16 protein-coding genes are annotated in these 21,601 nt (G+C 66.0%); 10 read left to right on the forward strand and 6 right to left on the reverse strand.

The window, feature by feature from the left end; translation table 11 throughout:
* Nucleotides 1-74 precede the first annotated feature (74 nt).
* The gene (locus AC3FLX_RS14180; protein WP_488697492.1) at nt 75-587 is read left to right on the forward strand and encodes an SET domain-containing protein; all 513 of its coding nucleotides are present in this window, start codon (nt 75-77) and stop codon (nt 585-587) included.
* Nucleotides 588-609: 22 nt separating this feature from the next.
* Here the strand turns inward: AC3FLX_RS14180 and AC3FLX_RS14185 are convergent, their stop codons facing one another.
* From AC3FLX_RS14185 to phhA, 4 genes are all read right to left on the reverse strand, one after another.
* On the reverse strand, nt 610-2,292 hold the full coding sequence (locus tag AC3FLX_RS14185; protein ID WP_488697493.1) for a sensor histidine kinase: 1,683 nt from the start codon (nt 2,290-2,292) through the stop codon (nt 610-612).
* A gap of 58 nt (nt 2,293-2,350) precedes the next feature.
* Entirely contained in the window at nt 2,351-3,055 is a 705-nt protein-coding gene (locus AC3FLX_RS14190) for a response regulator transcription factor (protein WP_066737789.1), read from the reverse strand.
* Nucleotides 3,056-3,147: 92 nt separating this feature from the next.
* Nucleotides 3,148-3,459, reverse strand: a complete 312-nt coding sequence (locus AC3FLX_RS14195) for a 4a-hydroxytetrahydrobiopterin dehydratase (protein WP_488697858.1) — start codon at nt 3,457-3,459, stop codon at nt 3,148-3,150.
* Nucleotides 3,460-3,584: 125 nt separating this feature from the next.
* Nucleotides 3,585-4,514, reverse strand: a complete 930-nt coding sequence (gene phhA, locus AC3FLX_RS14200; RefSeq protein WP_488697496.1) for a phenylalanine 4-monooxygenase — start codon at nt 4,512-4,514, stop codon at nt 3,585-3,587.
* Between the two features lie 166 nt (nt 4,515-4,680).
* Here phhA and AC3FLX_RS14205 point away from each other — a divergent pair, with 166 nt between their 5' ends.
* From AC3FLX_RS14205 to pbpC, 4 genes are all read left to right on the forward strand, one after another.
* Nucleotides 4,681-5,160: an Lrp/AsnC family transcriptional regulator gene (locus tag AC3FLX_RS14205; protein ID WP_488697498.1), complete on the forward strand. Its 480-nt coding sequence runs from the start codon at nt 4,681-4,683 to the stop codon at nt 5,158-5,160.
* A gap of 94 nt (nt 5,161-5,254) precedes the next feature.
* Nucleotides 5,255-11,230, forward strand: a complete 5,976-nt coding sequence (locus AC3FLX_RS14210; RefSeq protein ID WP_488697499.1) for an alpha-2-macroglobulin family protein — start codon at nt 5,255-5,257, stop codon at nt 11,228-11,230.
* An 11-nt stretch (nt 11,231-11,241) separates the two neighbouring features.
* The gene (locus tag AC3FLX_RS14215) at nt 11,242-11,928 is read left to right on the forward strand and encodes a lysoplasmalogenase (protein WP_488697501.1); all 687 of its coding nucleotides are present in this window, start codon (nt 11,242-11,244) and stop codon (nt 11,926-11,928) included.
* Nucleotides 11,929-11,946: 18 nt separating this feature from the next.
* The gene (pbpC, locus tag AC3FLX_RS14220) at nt 11,947-14,154 is read left to right on the forward strand and encodes a penicillin-binding protein 1C (protein ID WP_488697503.1); all 2,208 of its coding nucleotides are present in this window, start codon (nt 11,947-11,949) and stop codon (nt 14,152-14,154) included.
* On the opposite strand, the gene AC3FLX_RS14225 is transcribed toward pbpC, so the two are convergent.
* A complete protein-coding gene (locus AC3FLX_RS14225; protein WP_488697505.1) occupies nt 14,143-15,075 on the reverse strand; it encodes a LysR family transcriptional regulator in 933 nt (310 codons plus the stop codon). The two genes, pbpC and AC3FLX_RS14225, sit on opposite strands and share 12 nt — an antisense overlap.
* A 105-nt stretch (nt 15,076-15,180) precedes the next feature.
* On the opposite strand from AC3FLX_RS14225, the gene AC3FLX_RS14230 reads away from it, so the two are divergent.
* From AC3FLX_RS14230 to AC3FLX_RS14240, 3 genes are all read left to right on the forward strand, one after another.
* Entirely contained in the window at nt 15,181-16,176 is a 996-nt protein-coding gene (locus AC3FLX_RS14230; RefSeq protein ID WP_488697506.1) for an aldo/keto reductase, read from the forward strand.
* Between the two features lie 79 nt (nt 16,177-16,255).
* A complete protein-coding gene (locus AC3FLX_RS14235; protein WP_488697508.1) occupies nt 16,256-17,203 on the forward strand; it encodes a delta(1)-pyrroline-2-carboxylate reductase family protein in 948 nt (315 codons plus the stop codon).
* Between the two features lie 294 nt (nt 17,204-17,497).
* Nucleotides 17,498-18,223 carry an OmpW/AlkL family protein gene (locus tag AC3FLX_RS14240; RefSeq protein ID WP_488697510.1) on the forward strand — a complete coding sequence of 242 codons (726 nt, stop codon included), beginning with the start codon at nt 17,498-17,500 and terminating at the stop codon, nt 18,221-18,223.
* A gap of 66 nt (nt 18,224-18,289) precedes the next feature.
* On the opposite strand, the gene AC3FLX_RS14245 is transcribed toward AC3FLX_RS14240, so the two are convergent.
* Nucleotides 18,290-18,490, reverse strand: coding sequence for a heavy-metal-associated domain-containing protein (locus tag AC3FLX_RS14245; protein ID WP_488697511.1), 201 nt, complete (start codon nt 18,488-18,490; stop codon nt 18,290-18,292).
* Nucleotides 18,491-18,663: 173 nt separating this feature from the next.
* Here AC3FLX_RS14245 and AC3FLX_RS14250 point away from each other — a divergent pair, with 173 nt between their 5' ends.
* Together AC3FLX_RS14250 and cueR are read left to right on the forward strand one after the other, a co-directional pair.
* Nucleotides 18,664-21,105 (forward strand): heavy metal translocating P-type ATPase, encoded by a 2,442-nt coding sequence (locus tag AC3FLX_RS14250; RefSeq protein WP_488697513.1) that lies wholly within the window; start codon nt 18,664-18,666, stop codon nt 21,103-21,105.
* Nucleotides 21,102-21,509, forward strand: a complete 408-nt coding sequence (cueR, locus tag AC3FLX_RS14255) for a Cu(I)-responsive transcriptional regulator (RefSeq protein WP_488697514.1) — start codon at nt 21,102-21,104, stop codon at nt 21,507-21,509. The genes AC3FLX_RS14250 and cueR overlap by 4 nt, the downstream gene beginning before the upstream one ends.
* Nucleotides 21,510-21,601: the final 92 nt, after the last annotated feature.

Here is a 21,601-nt window from a genome sequence, read left to right on the forward strand (position 1 = left end):
ACACGGATGCGCGGGTATCATCCGGTTCGCGCCGGACTGGACCGGCCAACAACCGCACACGGGAACATCAATACATGTCGGACAAGGCCACGGACGCCCGGGAAATCAAGGCAGGCAAGAAGAAGACCGCCAGTGATCGCATCGAGGTGCGCCAGTCAGGTGTGCACGGAAAGGGCGTTTACGCGATTGGCGCGATTGCCGAAGGTGAGCGCGTGATCGAATACAAGGGCGAGCACATTTCCTGGAAGGAAGCGCTGAAGCGCCATCCGCACGACCCGGCCGACCCCAATCACACGTTCTATTTCAGCCTGGACGACGGCAATGTGATCGATGCCAAGTTCGGCGGCAATCGTGCGCGGTGGATCAACCATGCCTGCGATCCGAACTGCGAGGCGCGCGAGAAGAAGGGCCGCGTCTACATCCACGCGCTGCGCGATATCGCGGAGGGCGAAGAGTTGTTCTATGACTACGGCCTGGTCATTGACGCACGCTATACAAAGAAGCTGAAGAAGGAATACGAGTGCCGCTGCGGCAGCCCGAAGTGCCGGGGCACGATGCTCGCGCCGAAGGAAAAGAAGGGTAAGTAAGCCGGATAAGTAAGCCGGGGTCCTAGCCCGCGGCCACGCCCGGCGCCTCGCAGGGGATCCGGATCACGAAGCGCATCGACGGACGCCGGGCCTGCGCTTCCGGCCCCGCAGCATCGTCGGGACCCGCCGCCAGGGCCATCGGTGCCGACGACGGCGCGGCCGCCGGAACATCCTCGATCCGGATCGTGCCCTGATGCAGCGTCACGATCTCATGCACGATGGCCAGCCCCAGTCCGGCGCCGCCGGGGGCCGCCTGCAGGGTGGGTGCGCCGGGGGTGTGATCGCCACGGAAAAACCGCTTGAAGACTTCCTCGCGGCGCGCGGCCGGAATGCCCGGACCGTTATCTTCGATCATCACCACGGCCATGCCACGGTGACCCATCGCTTCGCCGCCGGCCCGCACCGTAATGCGCCCGCCGGCCGGCACGTACTTCACCGCGTTATCGATCAGGTTGGACAGCGCCTCGCGCATCAGCAGGCGGTTGCCGCGCACCAGCGCCGGCGAGCTGCCCGTGAACGTGGGACCGGGCAGCACTTCGAAGCCCAGATCCACACGGCGCGCCAGCGCCTGCGGCACCCATTCCGCGCCAATTTCGAAAGCCAGTTCCGCCAGGTCGAAATGTTCGACCGGACCAAGCCGTTCCAGGGACAACCCCGGCTCCGCCCTGGCCAGCGACAGCAACTGGTTCGACAGCCGGACGGCGCGGTCGGCGGCGGTCTGCACCTCGCGCAGGGCATGACGGGCAACGTCGAGCGAATCGGCTTCGACGGCGCGATCCGCATGGAGCTTTACCGCGGTCAGCGGCGTGCGTAGCTGGTGCGCGGCGTCCGCGATGAACTTGCGCTGGGCATCGAGTGCGTCACGCAGGCGGGATAACAATGCATTGAGCGCGCGGATCAGCGGCTCCACTTCGGCCGGCACCTGGGTCTCGTCGAGCGCGGCCAGCGATCGCGCGGTCTGGCGGTTCAGCTTGTCGGTCAGGATCTGCAGTGGAACCAGTTCCTCCTTGAGCACGTGCGACAGGATCAGGCTACCCACCAGCAGCAGCAGGATCAACGGCACCGACACCGACAGCAGGATCTCGTTGGCCGCCGTTTCGCGGCGGTCCAGCAATTCGGCCACTTCGACCACGATCGGCCCGCGCGGGATCTGCGCCTCGCTTGGCGTCGTACCCAGTTCATCGGACGCCGGGCTGGGCAGGTTCACCGGCAGGCGCACGGCGCGCACCTGTCGGCCGCTGAACCATGCATAGAACAGCCGCGCGTCGTGCAACGTGGTCTGGCCCGTGCCGTAGCCGAGCCAGGTATCCATGCCGCCGATCAGCCCGTCGGGGCCGTGGATGCGCCAGTAAATGCGGTCGGAGCCTTCGGCTTCCACCAGCGTCTGGGCGATGACCGGAATGTCCTGCTCCAGCCGGGGGCCGGCAATGCGGATCTGCTGGGCGATGTTGTTGGCCACGCCATAGAGCGCGCGGTCGAACACCTGCGTGGTGTAGTGGGCCGCCAGCCAGTACGACAACGATCCGCTGGTCAGCACCAGGGCAAACAGCGGCGTGGCCAGCGCGCGCAGCAGGTGAATGCGCAGGCTCGGGTTCGATGCTCCGCGCTGCGTGGCGCCACTACGGCCGCGGCCGCCGCGCGCACGCTTGCCCGTGGCGCTCGCATCGCCAGGCTGGGCAGAAGAGGATTGCGAACGCGGCCACATGGCGATTCAGGACGTCAATGAAAGGCGGCCGCGCAGAAAGCGGCCGCGCGGGGCAGGCTCAGTGGCCAGCCCGGATTTGCAGTAGATAGCCGAAACCCCGGACGGTAACGATCTCGACGTCGGCATCCTCAAGCTTCTTGCGCACGCGGTGCACATAGACTTCGATCGCGGTATCCCCGACGGTATCGCCGCCTTCGCCTGCCGGATGCGCGAACGTGGCCAGGTGGTCCTGCAGCTGCGCCTTGCTGACCACGCGGCCCTGGCGCTGCAGCAGCAGTTCCAGCACGGCGAATTCGCGCGGCGACAGTTCCAGCGGGCGGCCATCGACAAACATGCGGCGGTCGTTGCCGGACAGGCGCAGTCGGCCCAGCCGCACATCGCGTTCGGGCGCGGCCTCGCCATGCTGGCTGCGGCGCAGCAGCACGCGCACACGGGCTTCCAGTTCGGGGAGGGCGAAAGGCTTGACCAGGTAGTCGTCGGCGCCGGCATTCAGGCCCGACAGTTTGTCTTCGAGCTCGTCGCGCGCGGTCAGGATCAGCACGGGCGTGGTGCGATTGCGGGCGCGGTAGCGCGCCAGCAGCGTCATGCCGTCGATGCCGGGCAGACCCAGGTCCAGGATGACCAGGTCGTGCTGCTCCTTGAGCAGGTGGTCGGTGGCATAGACGCCGTCATGGACCACGCGTACCTGGTGGCCGGCGCGGGACAACCCGGCCTCCACGCCGCTGGCGATTTGACGGTCGTCCTCGATCAGCAGGATACGCATGGCGATACCGGTGACATAGAAATGAAAACAATGTCGCCGATTGTACAGGGCAGGCCCGTGGCCTGCCTTTCAGTTGGCCTACAGCGCCAGTCTTAGCGCGCCAGTCCGGCGGCGGCCTGCTCGATGAAGCCGGCCAGGTCGATATCGCGCTGGGTCAGGCCATTGGCATCGTGGGTGGACAGAGTGATGTCCACGCGGTTGTACACGTTGAACCACTCGGGGTGGTGATCCACCTTGTCGGCATGCAGGGCCACGCGCGTCATGAAGCCGAACGCGGCGTTGAAGTCGGCGAACTTGAACGATTTCTGGATGGCATCGCGGTCCTGGACGGGCGTCCAGCCGGGCAGCGCCGCCAGCAGGGGCTTGCGGGCGTCTTGCGAAAGAGGCGTCATGAAGGGCTCGATCTGAAGGGTTGTCTGTTGCAGCACTAGGAACACGACAAATGCCGGCCCGCCCCGGCGCACCGGATGGACCGGCCGCCGGGGCATTCCGGCATTGTTTCACAAAGCGGGAAAGCGGGCGGGGCGCGTCAGATATCGTCGCTGTCGGCCCAGCCTTCGCGGCTGCCGGTGTTGATGACCTGGTCGCCGTCGATGATGTCACCGGCGCCCAGTGTCGGCAGCGCGCGCAGTTCCGGGTACAGCGCCGTGAAATCGGGGCGCGTGGCATCGAACAGCTGTTCGAAACTGTCGATCACGAAGTACGTTTTCTGGAACGTGTCGATGCGGTAGCGGGTGCGCATGATACGGCGCAGGTCGAAGCCGATGCGGTTCGGGCTGGCCGAATCCAGGCTGTAGATCGACTCGCCCTGGCTCGACAAGATGCCGGCGCCAAAAATGCGCAGTCCTTTCGGCGTGCGGATCAGGCCGAACTCCACCGTGTACCAGTACAGGCGTGCCAGCATGTCCAGCGCGCCCAGCCGGGCGGCCTTCAGTCCGCCCTTGCCGTAGGCTTCCATGTAGTCGGCAAAGATCGGGTTGATCAGCAGTGGCACATGGCCGAACACATCGTGGAAGCAGTCCGGCTCCTGCAGGTAGTCGAGCTGCTCCGGCTTGCGCATCCACCAGCTGGCCGGAAAGCGGCGATTGGCCAGGTGGTCGAAGAACACTTCGTCCGGCACCAGGCCCGGCACGGCCACTACCTGCCAGCCCGTGGCCCGCATCAGCATCTCGTTGAGCTGGTCGAACTCGGGCACGCGGTCGCGCTCCATGCCAAGCGTGGTCAGGCCCTGCAGGAATTCGTCGCACACCCGGCCCTGCAGCATCGACGCCTGGCGGTCATACAGCTTGCGCCAGATCGCATGGTCGGTCTCCGTATAGCGGTGCACCGGCTGAGCGATGGTGAAGTCCGGGCGCAGTTCCTGGCCCGAAAGCAGGCCCGCGTCGAACTGTTCCTTGAGCTTGGCGGTGAGCGTGCCGGCAAAGTTGCCGGTGTCGAGGGTGGCGGCCGAGGGCGTCATGCGTTTGCGTCTCCAACTTCTATTTGATGGGATATCCGATCGATGCGGAATTTATGCATAGTCTAGCGATCGGTCGCCGCATAAAGGCCGCAAGTTTGGCGATATCTCGGAACGCAGTGCATATAATCCGCATATCTTTAATGGAACATGCGGGATATCTGCGCAAATGAACAACGCTGATCTCGATCCCTATGACCTGGCCCTTCTGGCGGCCCTGCAGGCCGACGGCCGGTCCACCCATCAGCAACTGGCGGAGCGGGTGCACCTGTCGCCCAGCCAGGTGGGCCGGCGACTGGCCAGGCTGGAAGCGGACGGCGTGATCACCGGCTACCGGGTCAATCTCTCGCCGCAGGCGCTGGGCCTGGGCGTGCTCGTGTTCATCAGTGTGAAGCTGGCACATCACGGCGACACCAACGTCGAGCGCTTTGCCGAGGAGATCCTGCTGCTGGAAGAAGTCCAGGAGTGCTATTCGGTGGCCGGCGAGGCCGACTATCTGATCCGGGTAGTGGTCCAGGACCTGCCCACCCTGGCCGAATTCACGATGAAGCGCCTGATGCGCGTGCCGGGCGTGGAGAGTGTGCGTTCGAACATCGTGCTCACCGCACTCAAGCGCGAGGGGCCGCTTCCGTTGAGCCATTTGCGCTAAGCCATAAGACTGCTCCTTCCGAAATGTGCAGAGGCTTGCGCTTGCCATCCGCGCATGTCACGCTCGCGCGGAGCCATTTCCGAGAGAGGGAAGCATGATCGGGAGGATCGCCACGGCAGCCACGGCTGTCGCCGCAGGTCTAGTATTCAGCGCGTTGACATGGGCACCGGCCGCCACGGCCGCGCAGATCACGCGCTTTTCACCCGAAGGGGTGAATCCACAGGTTCGCCAGGTGGCGATTCGATTCGACGAGCCGATGGTGCCGATGGGCGACCTCAAGGCTCAGGCGCCGGCCACGGTGTCGTGCACCGGCGGTGGCGTCGGCGGCAGCGGCCGCTGGGTCAATGCCACCAACTGGGTCTACGACTTCGAGCGCGATCTGCCGCCCGGCGTGCGCTGCGCGGTACAGATATTCCCCGGACTCAAGAGCGTGGCCGGCAAGGCCTACGCGGGCAAGAACGAGTACCGGTTCGAAACAGGCGGGCCGATCGTCATCTCGGCGCGCCCGTCCGGCGGCGAAATCGAGGAAGACCAGGTCTTTGCGCTGCGTTTCAATGGCGCGGCAACAGCCGGATCGATCCGCGCCCATTCATGGTGTCAGGCCGAGGGACTGGGCGAGCGCATTCCGGTGCGCCTGCTCACGGGCAAGGAGCGCGACGGCGTCATCGAGGCGCTGCACTGGAAGGAAGTGGTCAAGCGCGACGCCGACGCCGTGCACCTGCTGGCCTGCCAGCAGCGCCTGCCTGCCGGAGCGCGCATGCAACTGGTGCTGGACGCCGGCATTGCAACGCCCACGGGCCTGGCCACGACGGCGGCACGCCGTTTCGACTTCCAGGTGCGCGAACCGTTTGCCGCCGGCTTCACGTGCGAGCGCGAGCGGGCGGAGGCGCCGTGCACGCCGCTGCGTCCGATGACCGTCACGTTCACCGCGCCAATCGCGCGCAAGGCGGCCGCGCAGATCGTGCTGAAAACGCCGACCGGCAAACAGTCACCGGCTTTCGATCCCGACGACGCCGCCGACGCACCGGTGTCGAGCGTCACGTTCAAGGGTCCGTTCCCCGAAAAAGCGAGCCTGACGATCGAGGCACCGAAGGACCTCAAGGACGAAAGCGGCCGCGCTCTCAGCAATGCCGACCTGTTTCCGATCAAGCTGACCACTGCATCGCTACCGCCGCTGGCCAAGTTCGCCGCCGCGCCGTTTGGCGTGGTCGAGCGCTTTGCCGACGTGCCGCGTGGAAAGTCGCCGAACGACTATCCGCCGCTGCTGCCCGTGACGCTGCGCAACGTGGAAGCCGACCTGCCGGCGCTGGCCGTGCGTGCCGAGGCAGGCACCGTGGCGCGACTCAAGGTTGATGACGACGGCGCGATTCTGCGCTGGTTCGGCATGATCAAGCGCATGCACGAAAACTCGTGGACCAGGGAGCAGATCGCCGCGATCCGTGCTGGCCAGGCGCCCTACAGCGTGCAAAGCCCGCGCAACGCGCCATCCATCGAAACGCGGTCGGTATCGCTGCTCAACGGTGTGACGGGTGCGAGCAAGCTTGCCATCCCCAAGTCTTCCGACACCACGCCGCGTCCCTTCGAAGTGGTCGGCATTCCGCTGCCCGAGCCGGGCTTCCACGTGGTGGAGATCGCCTCGCCAATGCTCGGTGAAGCGCTGCTGGGCAAGAAGGCGCCGATGTATGTGCGTACCGCGGCGTTGGTGACCAACCTCGGCGTGCATTTCAAGCTCGCGCGTGGCGAGGCCGACGGCGACATGAGTGGCCTGGCCTGGGTGACCACGCTCGATGACGGCAAGCCCGTGGCCAACGCCAAGGTGGCCGTGCGTAGCTGCGAAGGTGAATTGCTGGGGCAGGGCACCACCGATGCCACTGGCGTGGTGCGCTTTGCGAAGCTGCCCGACCGCCGCTACAAGGACTGCGCGAACGGCATGGACGGCTACTTCGTGTCGGCCCGTATCGCAGCGGAGCATCCGCAGGCGCGTGGCAAGGCCGACATGGCCTTTGTGATGTCGGACTGGAATCGCGGCATCGAGACGTGGCGCTTCAACGTCCCCACGGATCTGAGTCCCACGCAGACCGTGCGCGCGCATACCGTGTTCGATCGCACGCTGCTGCGCGCTGGCGAAACGGTGTCGATGAAGCATCTGATCCGCAATGAGACCGCGCTGGGCTTTGCCTTGCCGCAGGCCATGCCGGCGAAGCTGCTTATCACTCACGAGGGCAGCGGTCAGAAGTACGAATTGCCGCTCGCGTGGCGTAGCACGGCCACAGGCGGACGCAGTGCGGAAAACGTGTTCCAGGTGCCGCCTTCGGCCAAGCTCGGTGTCTATGACGTCGCACTGGTCTATGACAACGACCGCACGCTCGATAGCGGCAGCTTCCGGGTCGAAGCGTTCCGGCTACCCGTGCTGTCTGGGACGTTGTCAGTCGCCAAGGATCCCAAGGCCAAGGGCAATGCGCTGGTAGCGCCGGCGGAAGTGCCGGTCGGTGTGGAGATCCACTACCTCAACGGTGGTGGTGCCGCGGGCCTGCCAGTGCGGTTGTCGGCGCTGATGCGTAACAAGTACGTGAACTTTGCGGACTACGATGAGTTCTCGTTCAATCCGCCGCGTGCGCAGCAGCAAAGCAGCAGCGGTGGAGACGAGGAGGAAGATCAGGAAAGCTCGCGCGACGAATCCGAAAAACTCGTCGCGGACAAGCTGCCGCTCACGCTGGACAAGGATGGCAACGGCAAGCTGACGGTGAAGAACCTGCCGAAGGTCGACGCGCCGCGTGACCTGGTGCTGGAAGCAGGCTTTGCCGACCCGAATGGCGAAATCCAGACACTGCGTCAGACCGTGCCGCTGTGGCCATCGGCCGTGGTCGTCGGCATTCGTGCCGCCAACTGGGTATCGGTGAGCCAGAAGCTTGCGGTGCAAGCCATCGTGCTCGACACACAGGGCAAGCCGGTGGCGGAATCGCCGGTGCAGATCAAGGCGCGGGCGCGCATCACTACGTCGGCGCGCAAGCGCGTGGTGGGTGGCTTCTATCGCTATGACAACCGCAGCGAAACGAAAGACCTGGGCGTGGTGTGCGATGCGCGCACCGATGCGCAGGGCCGCGCGCGTTGCGAGGTGGAACTGACGCAAGCCGGTGAAGTGGAACTGGTGGCCAATGCGCGCGATGCCGATGGCCGTGTGGCGCAGGCCGCCACCACGGTGTGGGTGACGCGTCAGGGCGAGCTGTGGTTCGGTGGCGAGAATCACGACCGCATGGACGTGCTCCCCGAAAAGAAGGCGTATGCGGCCGGCGATACCGCTGTGTTCCAGGTGCGCATGCCATTCCGCCGCGCCACGGCGCTGGTGTCCGTGGAACGTGAAGGCATTCTCGATACGCAGGTCATCGAGCTCAACGGCAGCGATCCGACGATCAAGCTCAAGATCAAGCCCGAATGGGGGCCGAACGTCTACGTATCGGTGCTGAGCGTGCGGGGACGCTTGCGCGAGGTGCCGTGGTACTCGTTCTTCCAGTGGGGCTGGCGCCAGCCGCTGGACTGGTGGCACGCGTTCCGCAGCGAGGGCCGCGAATACGTGGCGCCGTCGCCGCTGGTGGACCTGTCCAAGCCGGCATTCCGTCTGGGCCTGGCGCAGATCCGCGTGGGCAACGACGCCTACAAGCTCGACGTTTCCGTGACTCCCGACAAGGCCACCTACACGGTACGCGGCAAGGCGCGCGTGACGGTGCAGGTGAAGCTGCCCGATGGCAAGCCCGCGGCCAATGGCGAGGTGGCGCTGGCTGCCGTCGACCAGGCATTGCTGGAGCTGATGCCGAACACGAGCTGGAACCTGCTCGATGCGATGGTGCGGCAGCGCAGCTATGGCGTGGAGACATCGACAGCGCAGATGGAAATCATCGGACGCCGCCACTATGGCCGCAAGGCCGTACCGGCGGGCGGTGGCGGCGGCAAGAGTCCCACCCGTGAACTGTTCGATACGTTGCTGCTGTGGAACCCGCGTGTGCAGCTCGATGGCGAAGGCAAGGCCACGCTCGACGTGCCGCTCAACGATTCGCTGACGAGCTTCCGCATCGTCGCCGTGGCGGACCTTGGCGTGAACCGCTTTGGCAGTGGCAGCGCCACGATCGCGGCAACGCAGGACCTGCAGATGATCTCGGGCCTGCCGCTGCTGGTGCGCGAGGACGACAAGTACCGCGCGATGTTCACGCTGCGCAATACCACACAGCGCGCGATGACCGTGGAAGCCACGGCGCGCGCGACACTGGTCGATGCGCAGACGCTGCCCGCGCAGACCGTCCAGATTCCCGCGGGCGAGGCGCGCGAGATCGGCTGGGACATCACCGCGCCCGCGCTGCTGGCATACAGCCGTAGCGGCACCGTGATGTGGGAAGTTGGCGCGGCGGAAAAGGGTACGGGTGGTGCCAGCGACAAGTTGAAGGTATCGCAGCAGATCGTGCCGGCCGTGCCCGTGACCGTGCAGCAGGCCATGCTTGCGCAACTGACGCCGAATATGTCGGTGCCGGTGCAGGCGCCCGCCGGTGCGTTGGCCGACCCTTCGGGCAAGCTGCGCGGCGGCATGCAGGTATCGCTGCAATCGTCGCTTGCCGGCGGCATGCCTGGCGTGCGCGAGTGGTTCCGCAACTATCCGTTCAGCTGTCTTGAGCAGCGCTCGTCGAAATCGCTCGGCCTGGGCGATGCCGCTGCATGGGATGCGCTGATGGCGCAGCTACCGTCGTACCTCGATACGAACGGGCTGGCCTCGTACTTCCCGTTGCGCAGCGACAGTCAGAGCGGCAGTGAGGTACTTACGGCCTATCTGCTGGCGATTTCGGATGAAGCGTCGCGCGCGGGCCTGCCGATGCGCATTCCCGACGCGCAACGCGAGCAGATGGAGCGTGGGCTGATTGCGTTCGTCGAAGGCCGCATCTCGCCGCCGCGCTGGGCGCCGTCGTCGGCGACGATGGATCTCGATGTCCGCAAGCTGGCGGCCATCGAGGCGCTGTCTCGCGCCGGAAAGGCCCAGTCACGCATGCTGGGTTCGATCCAGATCCTGCCCGATCAGTGGCCGACGTCCGCGCTGATCGACTGGCTGGGCATCCTGTCTCGCGTGCAGGACGTTCCCGAGCGCGACAAGCGCATCGCCGATGCCACGCAACTGTTGCGCAGCCGTCTGACCGTGCAGGGCACGCGCCTGGTGTTCTCCACCGAGCGCGCCGACAACTGGTGGTGGTTGATGTCCGGTGGCGACGTCAATGCGGCGAAGCTGCTGTCGCTCGCATCGCAATTGCCTGCGTGGAAGGAAGACGTGCCGCAACTCGTGACCGGCCTGCTTGGCCGTCAGACGCGCGGCGCATGGTCGACGACCACGGCCAACGCCTGGGGCGTGATGGCGATTCGCCGCTATGCGCAGGTCTACGAGAAGACGCCTGTCGCGGGCACGGCCCGTGCATCGCTGGGCGACGTGTCGCGCGCGTTCGACTGGTCGAAGGCCACGCAGAAGGATGGCGTGGCAAGCGGCATGGTGGACCTGCCGTGGCCCGCGTCGTCGGCCAGTGCACCGGCCACGCTGCAGGTGGACCAAGCTGGCACGGGCCGCCCCTGGGCGACGGTACGCGCGCTGGCTGCGGTGCCGCTGCGCGAACCGGTGGCCGCGGGGTATCGCATCCGCCGTACCGTGATACCCGTGGAGCAGGCAGTGGCGGGCAAGTGGTCGCGCGGCGACACCTATCGCGTGAAGCTCGACATCGATGCGCAGGCCGACATGACGTGGGTTGTGGTCAGCGATCCGGTGCCGACCGGCGCGACGATCCTGGGCAGTGGCCTGGGCCGTGATTCGGTGATCGCCACGCGGGATCAGAAGTCGGCGTGGTCCGATTTCGTCGAGCGCACCCCTGAGGCGTACCGTGAGTACTTCGGCTATGTGCCCAAGGGCAGCCTGGCGGTGGAGTACACCGTGCGCCTGAATAACGCCGGCGAATTCGCATTGCCGCCGACGCGCGTCGAGGCGATGTACGCCCCGGATGTGTTCGGCGAGGTGCCCAATGCCAAGCTCGCAGTGGGGGCCGCCAAGTGAAATGGATTGGCATGCGGATGCCCCCACGCGTGCGTGAATGGTGGTTTGCCGGTGCATTGGCCGGCGTCACCTATGGTGTGCTGCTATTGCAGGTGTCGCTGGAGGTGCCGGCCGGCACGCCGCTGACTGGTCAGATCGCGTACCAGCCGGTCTGGAAGACGGCGATGGCGTTGCTGCTGGCGCGGGCCGCGTGGTTCCATCGTCCGAAGAGTGAAAGACGCTGGCTCGTGACCGCATTGGTGTTCTCGGGCCTCGGTGATTTTCTGCTGGCGATGCCTGGCCTGAAGATATCGTTCATCGGCGGGCTTGGCGCGTTCCTGATGGCACACCTGGCCTACCTTCGGCTGTTCGTGCCGCTGGGTGGCGACATACGTGCCCACCGGCTGGTTGGATGCGGGCTAGTGCTCGGCGCGGCGGGTGCGTTGCTGGGACGATTCTGGCCGAATCTCGGGCAGTTGATGTGGCCCGTCACGGCCTACATCGGCGTGCTGGCGGCAATGGCCTGCGCGGCGTTGCTGGCGCGGCTGCCTACGCCGCTGGCGGCGGTTGGCGCGCTGTGCTTTGTGATGTCCGATGCGATGATCGGCATGGCGAGATTCCTGTCGCCGTTCGATACGTATCAGCTCGGCATCTGGTGGACATACGCGATTGCGCAGGTGCTGCTGGTGGGCGGCGTGGTGGCGGGACGCGGCGAGTGACGCAGGGCGGAGTGTGAGATGAAGCGAAGTGCATGGGCGTTGGCAAGCGTGCTGCTGCTGTCCGCGGCGGTGGCGCAGGCTGTGCCCGCATTCCGGGAAGTCCGCGACAACTGGCGCAGTGCCGATATCGTCGTGACGGATCGGCACGGCCAGACCGTGGCGCGCGTGCGTGATGATTTTCAGGCGCGGCGCGGAGACTGGGTGACGCTGGCCGACACGTCACCCGCGCTGCGCACCGCCATCGTGCTGTCCGAGGACAAACGCTTCTATGCGCACAGCGGTGTGGATTGGCAGGGTGTGGCGGCGGCAGCCTGGGCCAATCTCTGGAATACGCGCACGCGCGGCGCATCCACCTTGACGATGCAACTGGCGGGCCTGCTCGACGATGATCTGCGCGCGAACCGTGGCCGCAGTTTCGGACAGAAAGTGGGACAGGTGGTCAGTGCATCCTCGCTGGAACGCGGCTGGAGCAAGGAGCAGATACTCGAAGCGTATCTGAACCTCGTGCCATATCGTGGCGAGCTGGTCGGTTTGTCGGCGATGTCGCAGACGCTGTTCGGTAAGGTGCCGAGCGGTCTCGATGCGCGCGAGTCGGCGGTGGCCGTGGCACTGGTGCGTAGTCCCAATGCCGCACCGATGCAGGTGTCCCGCCGCGCGTGCGGCATCCTGCGCGAGATGAAGCAACCGCGTGAATGCGACGGACTCGACGGCTTCACGACGCTGGTGCTGGCAAAGTCTTCGACGGCGGCTGGCGATAGCATGAACGCGCGCCGCGACGCGAACCTCGCACCGCACCTGGCACGCTTGCTGGTATCGCAGGCGCGTGCCACGACGCCCGCGGGCAAGGTGCTGCCGGCGCGTATCGAGTCGACGCTCGATGCCGAGCTGCAGCGCGTGGCTGCCGACAGTCTCGATCGCCATCTGCGCGAGTTGTCCGGCCGCAATGTCGAGGATGGCGCCGTAGTGGTCATCGACAACGTTACGGGCGACGTGCTGGCCTATGTCGGCTCGTCGGGTGCGCTGTCATCGGCGGCACAGGTCGATCACGCGGCGGCGCTGCGCCAGGCTGGATCGACGTTGAAACCGTTCCTCTATGCACAGGCGATCGAGGAACGGCGGCTGACCGCCGCTTCGCTGTTAGACGACCGCCCCGTGAACCTGCCGACCGGTGGCGGTCTCTACATTCCGCAGAATTACGATCATCGCTATGCAGGCTGGGTCAGCCTGCGCGCTGCGTTGGGATCGTCGCTGAACGTGCCTGCCGTGCGTACGCTGGTGATGGTGACGCCGCACCGGTTTCATCGGCGCCTCGTGTCGCTGGGACTGCCGTTGACGCAATCGGGCGACTACTACGGGTACAGCCTCGCGCTGGGCAGTGCCGATGTGTCGCTGCTGTCTCTGACCAACGCTTATCGCAGTTTTGCCAATGCGGGCGCCTATGCGCCGCCGCGCATGACGATGGGTGCTCCGGCACCGGCATCGCGCGCCGTGATGTCGACGCCAGCCACGTACGTGATCGGCGATGTGCTGTCGGATCGCCACGCGCGCGCCCGCACCTTCGGTCTCGATAGCCCTCTGACCACCCGCTTCTGGACGGCGGTGAAGACCGGCACCAGCAAGGACATGCGTGACAACTGGTGCGTGGGCTGGTCGGAGCGCTACACGGTTGGCGTGTGGGTCGGTAACGCCAGCGGCGCGAGCATGCACGACGTGTCGGGTGTATCGGGCGCGGCGCCCGTGTGGCACGAGGTCATGGAAGCCTTGCATCGCGGCACGCCGAGCCGTGTGCCCTCGGCGCCGGCAGGTGTCACGCGCGTGGCACTCACGTTCGAGGATGACCTTGAGCCAGCGCGGGAAGAAGTGTTTCTTTCGGGCACGGCCATGCAGCGCGTCGGCGTTGGCAAGCCGGGCAAGACGCAGGGCACGCCGGCGATCGCCAGTCCGGCCGATGGCACGATCTTCGCACTCGACCCCGACATTCCGCCAGCGGCGCAGCGCGTCTGGTTTCACGCCGATGGCTTGACGGGGCAGACGGCCAGCGCCGTGAGCTGGCGCATGGACGGCAAGCCGCTGGGCCGTGGTGGTCAGGTGGGCTGGCTGCCGTGGCCTGGGCGCCATCGCGTGCAGCTTGTGGATGCCGGCGGCAAGGTCGTGCACGAGATCGGCATCGAGGTGCGCGGCGCCACGCTGCGCGAAGCGCGGACGCAGAAGGTGTCAGCGCGGTGACCGTGGCAGCTCGCGCGCCTTCAGGAAGTCGACAAATACGCGCAGCTTCGGCGGCATCAGGGCGCGGCTTGGATAGTAGAGATAGAAGCCCGAGAACGGCGGCGTCCATTCGTCGAGCACGGTGACCAGCGCGCCCGAGGCCAGCGCTTCGGCAATATGGTGCGGAAATTCGTAGACCAGGCCCAGGCCGGCCAGTGCTGCCTGATGCAGCATGGTCTTGTCGTTGGCAATCAGCGCCGCGTGAGTATCGACGGTGAACGGCCGGCCTTCCGCGTGCGCGAATTCCCAGCGGTACACTGAACCCATCGGCCCGAAACGATATTGCAGACAGGCGTGGCGATGCAGGTCGTGCGGCGTCTGTGGCGTGCCATGCGACGCGAGATAGTCAGGCGACGCGGCCACCACCAGGCGCAGCGGGCCGGTCACCGGGATGGCGACCATGTCCTGCTGCAACGCTTCGCCCAGGCGCAGGCCGGCATCGAAACCTTCGGCGATCAGGTCGATGAAGCGGTCATCGGTAACCAGGTCCACGCAGATCGACGGGTACGCCCGCATGAAGTCCGTCAGGATCGGCCGCAACGCGATGACCACGGCCGAGTGCGAACTGGTGAGTCGCAGCGTCCCGACCGGGACGTCGCGCTGCTGGCGCACGTCGTCGGTCGCGGCGTGGATTTCCGCGAACGCCGGCGCAACCCGTGCCAGCAGGGCGGCGCCCGCTTCCGTCAGTCCGACACGCCGCGTGGTGCGTTGCAGCAGCCGCACGCCAAGCCGGTCTTCGAGATGGCGCACCGTTTGCGAGATGGCTGACGGGCTGACGCCCAGTGCGGAAGCGGCAGCGGTAAATCCACCCAGTTGCGCCACGCGCGTGAACGCCGCCAAGGCGGGCAGCGAATCGGGATCGATTGTGAAGTCGGGCTTCATGATGCGTGCAGCGTAGCACGCTGTTTCTTGCCGCGTGAGATCGGGATACTGGCGCACATCCGGTCGGGCCGCCGACCGTGTTGTGAACCTACAAGGAGTGTCCCGATGACGGTAATGCGCAAGCTGGGCCAGGTTGGCCCTGAAGTGTTTCCCCTGGGCCTGGGCTGCATGGGCATGAGCGAGTTCTACGGTGCCCATGACGATGCCGAATCTATTCGTACTATTCATCACGCGATCGATAAAGGCATTAACTTTATCGATACGGCAGATATGTATGGGCCGCACACCAACGAGGAACTGGTGGGCCGCGCGTTGGCGGGCCGGCGTGACAAAGTTGTGCTGGCCACCAAGTTCGGCATGGTGCGCGACCCGTCGAATGCCAAGGCGCGCGGCACCAATGGCCGGCCGGAGTATGTGCGCGCCGCCTGCGATGCCAGCCTGAAGCGGCTGGGCGTGGACCATATCGACCTGTACTACCAGCACCGCGTGGACCCCGACACGCCGATCGAGGAAACCGTGGGTGCCATGTCCGAGCTGGTCAAGGCCGGCAAAGTGCGCTGGATCGGGCTGTCCGAGGCGGGCATTGGCACGATCGAACGGGCGCATGCCGTCCACCCGGTTACGGCGTTGCAGACCGAGTATTCGCTTTGGACGCGCGATGTGGACGAAAACGGCATCCTGGCGACCTGCGAGCGCCTGGGAATCGGCTTTGTGCCATACAGTCCGCTGGGGCGAGGCTTTCTGACCGGCGCCATCCGCACGCCGGACGATTTCGAGGCCGACGACTATCGCCGCTCGAATCCACGTTTTCAGGGCGAGAACTTCGCACGCAACCTGGAACTGGTGGATGCCGTGCGTGACCTGGCCACGGCCAAGGGCTGCACGCCGGCGCAATTGGCACTGGCGTGGGTTCTGGCGCGCGGGGAACACGTGGTGCCGATTCCGGGTACGCGGCGCATCGCAAACCTCGACGACAACCTTGGCGCGCTATCGGTTGCGCTCTCGACGAGGGACCTGGCCGATATCGATGCCGTGTTCCCGCTTGGCGCAGCAGCGGGTACGCGCTATGCCGAGCCGATGATGCAACTGGTGTCGCGCTGATCGGAATTCGAGGCAAGGCGCGGGCTGGGCGACAATGGCGCCTTTGATCCGCGCACGCCCGACCCCGATGACCGCTCCGATGCTTGCCCTCGACGCTGCCGCCACGGCGGCCCGCCTGCCTTACCCCGAACTCGCCCAGGCCATTGCGTCGATGCTGGGCGAACTGCGCGACGGCACCGCGCTGGCGCCGCCGCGTATCGCTTTGCCGGTAGGCGACGCCGCGCGGGGGCAGGGCACACTGCTGGTCATGCCGGCCTGCAACCGCGACGTGGTGATGACCAAGAACATCACGGTGCATCCGGACAATCCGCAGCGCGGCCTGCCCAATATCCTTGGCGAAGTACTGGTGGCCGATGCGCACACCGGCGAGCGGGTTGCCATGCTCGACGGCCCGACCGTCACCGGACGCCGCACCGCGGCGGTGTCGTTGCTGGCGGCGCAATCATTCGCACCGGTGATTGACGGGGAATTGCTGATCGTCGGCGCCGGCGTGCAGGCGCAAACCCATCTGGACGCATTCGTCGCCGGCCTGCCGGTACGCAAGGTCTGGCTGCAGTCGCGCACGCGGGACAAGGCCGAGGCCCTGGCAGTTCATGCGCGTGGCCTGGGCGTGGAGGCCGAGGTTATCGACGACGTGGCCGCCGTGCTGCCGCGCGTGTCAATGGTCGTCACCGTGACGTCGAGCCGGGCGCCGGTACTGCCCGATCTCGACAGCGGTCTCTGGACTGACCGGCACTTCGTGGCCGCCGTGGGCGCCTTCCGCCCGGACATGTGCGAACTGCCGCCACGGCTCTGCCAGGTGGCGTCGGCACAGGGCCGGCTGCTGGCGGACACGCTGTTCGGCATCGAGGACGAAGCGGGAGACCTGCTGCAGGCCGGCATCGACTGGAACACGGTGCAACCGTTCCAGACAGCGATCCTTCAGGCCGATGCACTGCGCACGCGCACGGGCAGCCCGCTCGTGTTCAAGAGCGTGGGATACGCGCTGTGGGATCTTGCCGCATGCATCCTGGCCAGCCGCAAGTGACGCGGGAACGGCCTCCCGGCGGTTTCCGAACACTTGTTTGACCCTCGCCTATGGAGCGATAAAACCACTCACTACGAGTGGTTTTTCATTAGTGAAACCGAACCGTTGCGCTGGCGCGTCGGTTTGCATGCAAAAACGGCTAAATAAGTGTCCGTCTTTTGGGTTAACCCTGTCTTTAGGGCATTTCTTCTATCATCGCGTCCCGAGTTTGAAACAGTCTGCGCAAGCCACGCAGGATAATTGCCGCCAGCAGTGGCTGTATTCAGAAGAAAAGAGGACGGAGTTAGAGGAACAATGACAAAGATCTATAAAAAGATGCTGATGGCGGGTGCCGCCTTGGCACTGGCTGGCGCCGCGCAGGCGCAGTCCGCGGGCAGCAACTTGGTGAGTCTGGGCTGGATGCGTGTGATGCCCACCGGCGATTCGCAATTCCTGACGATCGACTCGATCGCAGGCCGGCCGGCTGGCGTGCAGCGCCCGAACACTGGCGCTTCGATCGATACGGCCGACACCGCTGGCCTGACGTTCGCGCACTTCTTTACCGACAATATCTCCGCCGAATTCGTGCTGGGCATCCCGCCGAAGCACGGTGTCAGCGGCGAACGCGGCTACTCGCAGTACGGCAAGCTTGGTGAAGTGCGTCAGTGGAGCCCGGCCATCGTGGCCAAGTGGCACTTCTTCGACGCCAAGACCAAGTTCCGTCCGTACGTCGGTATCGGCGTGAACTACACCTGGTTCACCGGCGAGACCGTCACGAACCAGACGTTCGTGCAGCGCGAGTTCGGTCCGGGTTCGACCATGACCGCCACCGCAAGCTCGTCGTGGAACCCGGTGTTCAACGTTGGCGCCAACTACGCCATCACCGAAAAGTGGTTTGTCGGCTTCTCGGTGTCGTACGTGCCGATGTCCAGCACGGCGCATTTCACGACCACGCTGGCCAATGGCGCCAAGGTCGAGTCGCATACCAAGATCAAGATCGATCCGGTTGTGACCTTCCTGAACGTCGGCTACAAGTTCTGATCCCTGACCGGACCAGATGCGAAAAGGGCACCCTTGGGTGCCCTTTGTCATTGCGGCGGGTGCCAGTCAGGCTGCCGACTTCACCGGATAACCGGCGCCCTCGATCGCTTGCTGCAAGGCCTGGCGATCCGCGCCCGACTCAACCTTGACCGACTGCGCCGGCACATCCGCCGCCACCTTCGCGGCGGGGTCGACGGCCTGCACCGCGCGGGTGATCGCGCCGACACAATGGTTGCAGGACATGCCTTCGACCTGGAACTGGATCATGGTGTGACTCCTTCTGAGTGTTTGGAGAATATCGACTTCGGACTGGAGTATGAACCTTCCCACCGTGGGAAGCGCAAGCCCGTAAGGGTGACGCGGGAAAGACCTTGACCTTCCAATGATGGTAAGGTCCACAGTGCATTCATCGCGCTCCGTGCGCATTGCCGAGCCTTTCCATGTCGACCCCTGCTTCCACTTTGAATCCTGCCGCGAGCGCGGCCGAATGGCGCCTGCCCGTGGAGGGCATGACCTGCGCCTCGTGCGTGCGCCGCGTGGAAACCGCGCTGGCCAAGGTGCCCGGCGTGCACGATGTGGCCGTCAACCTTGCCACCGAGCAGGCCTCGCTCCATGCCGATAACGGCGCGGCACTGGCCGCCGCGGCCCAGGCCGTGGCCGACGCTGGCTACGATGTGCCGCGCGACGAGATCGAGCTGGATATCGCCGACATGACCTGTGCCTCGTGCGTCGGCCGGGTCGAACGCGCGCTACGTGCCGTGCCCGGCGTGCAGGAAGCCCAGGTGAATCTGGCCACCGAGCGCGCCACCGTGACCGTGCTGCGCGGCACGGCCGATGCCGCCGTCCTTGCCGAAGCCGTGACGCGCGCCGGGTATGGCGCCAGGCCGGTTATCGATGCGGTAGCCGCAGCACCGGGTACGGGCGAAGGCCGAGTGGATTTCTGGTCGGGTCCCTGGCCCGTGGTGATTTCCGCCGTGCTGTCGCTGCCGCTGGTGGCACCGATGGTGCTGCAATGGTTCGGCGTGCACCTGATGCTGCCGGGCTGGCTGCAATGGCTGCTGGCCACGCCGGTGCAGTTCGTATTTGGCTGGCGTTTCTACAAGGCCGGCTACAAGGCCGTGCGAGCGGGCGCCGGCAACATGGACCTGCTGGTGGCGCTTGGCACTTCGGCCGCCTACGCGCTGTCCGTCTGGCAACTGTTCCAGGATCACGAGGCGATGCCGCATCTCTATTTCGAGAGCGCGGCCGTCGTCATTACGCTGGTGCGACTCGGCAAATGGCTCGAAGTCCGTGCCAAGCGCCAGACCGCCGACGCGATCCGCGCACTCGCGGCGCTGCGGCCCGATACCGCGCGGGTTCGCCGCGATGGCGTGGAAGTGACCGTGGCACTGGCCGAAGTGCGCGTGGGCGACGAAGTGGTGGTACGGCCTGGCGAGCGGATTCCAGTCGACGCCGAAGTCGTGGAGGGCAACAGCCACGCCGATGAATCGATGCTGACTGGCGAATCGGTGCCGGTACCGAAGCAGCCGGGTGACCGGCTGACCGGTGGCGCCATCAACTTCGAAGGTCTGCTGGTGGCGCGCACCGTGGCGGTGGGCGCGGAAACTGTCCTGGCCAGGATCATCCGCATGGTCGAACACGCGCAGGCCGCCAAGGCGCCGATTCAGCGCATGGTCGATCAGGTCAGCGCGGTGTTTGTGCCCGTGGTGCTGGGCATTGCGCTGGCCACGGTGCTCGGCTGGGGTTTCATTGCCGGCGATTGGAGCCAGGCGCTGCTCAACGCCGTGGCCGTGCTGGTGATTGCCTGCCCATGTGCGCTGGGTCTGGCCACGCCGACCGCGATCATGGCGGGCACCGGTGCCGGCGCGCGCGCGGGCATTCTGATCAAGGATGCCGAGGCGCTCGAAGTGGCGCATCGCGTTTCGGTGGTGGCCTTCGACAAGACAGGTACGCTGACCGTCGGCAAACCCGAGGTCGTGGCGTTGCACGCGGCCGACGGCGACGAGGCCGCCTTGCTGGCCAGGCTGGCGGCGTTGCAGTCAGGCAGCGAGCATCCGCTGGCACGCGCGGTGGTGGCGCTTGCCGGCGAGCGCGGTGTCGCAGCGCCCATCGCCAGCGATGTACGCGCGTTGCCGGGCCGTGGCATTGCCGGTGTGGTGGCCGGCCAGGCGCTGCAACTGGGCAGCGAGGGCTTGCGTGCATCGTTGAACGCGGACGCGGGGCCGTTGCAGGCCGAGGCGGAACGCCTGCGCAAGGAAGGGCGTACCGTCTCGTGGCTGATCGATCCTGCCCGGCAGGCGGTGCTTGGTCTGGTGGCATTCGGCGACGCGCTGAAGCCCGGCGCGGCTGCCGCCATCGCTCGACTGCGCCAGGCGGGCATCCGAACCGTGATGCTGACGGGCGACAACGCCGGCGCCGCCGCACAGGTGGCCAGCCTGCTTGGGCTCGATGACGTACAGGCCGAAGTGCTGCCGCAAGACAAGGCGGCGCGCGTGACCGAGCTGCGCCGCAATGGAGAAGCCGTGGTGGCGATGGTTGGCGACGGTATCAATGATGCGCCCGCGCTGGCCGCCGCGGACGTCGGCATCGCCATGTCCACCGGTACCGACGTGGCCATGCATGCGGCCGGCATCACGTTGATGCGGGGCGATCCCGCGCTGGTGGCCGATGCGTTGTCGGTTTCGCAACGGACGGTGCGCAAGATTCGCCAGAACCTGTTCTGGGCATTCATTTACAACGTGATCGGCATTCCGCTGGCGGTGGCCGGCCTGCTCAATCCGGTCGTGGCGGGTGCGGCGATGGCGTTCTCCAGCGTCAGCGTGGTGGCCAATGCGTTGTTGCTGCGCCGCTGGCATCCGCTGGGTACAAAGGAGACGCAATGAATATCGGTGAAGCGGCGGAAGCCTCGGGCGTGTCCGCAAAAATGATCCGGCACTACGAGTCGATCGGCCTGGTTGATGCGCCGCCGCGTAGCGAGGGTGGATATCGTCGCTACGACGAACGCGCGGTGCACACCTTGCGCTTCGTCCGGCGCGCCCGTAATCTCGGATTCTCGCTCGACGAGATTCGCAACCTGCTGTCGCTCTGGCATGATCGCGGCCGGGCCAGTGCCGATGTGAAGGCGCTGACGCTCAGGCACGTGGCGGATCTGGAGGTCAAGATTGCCGAGCTGGCCGCCATGCGCGACACGCTGCGCACACTGGCGGAGGCCTGTACCGGCGATGACCGGCCCGACTGTCCGATCCTGTCGGATATGGCGTCGGACTGTCCGGCATGCCATAGGTAATTTGTGTTTCCCCCTCCCGTGAGGGAGGGGCGCCGTCGGCAGCACCCCGCATCACCGTCGCAAAACAACAAGCAGGTCCCCACGAGGAGACG

The organism is Cupriavidus sp. 291-E7 (genome assembly GCF_057798835.1).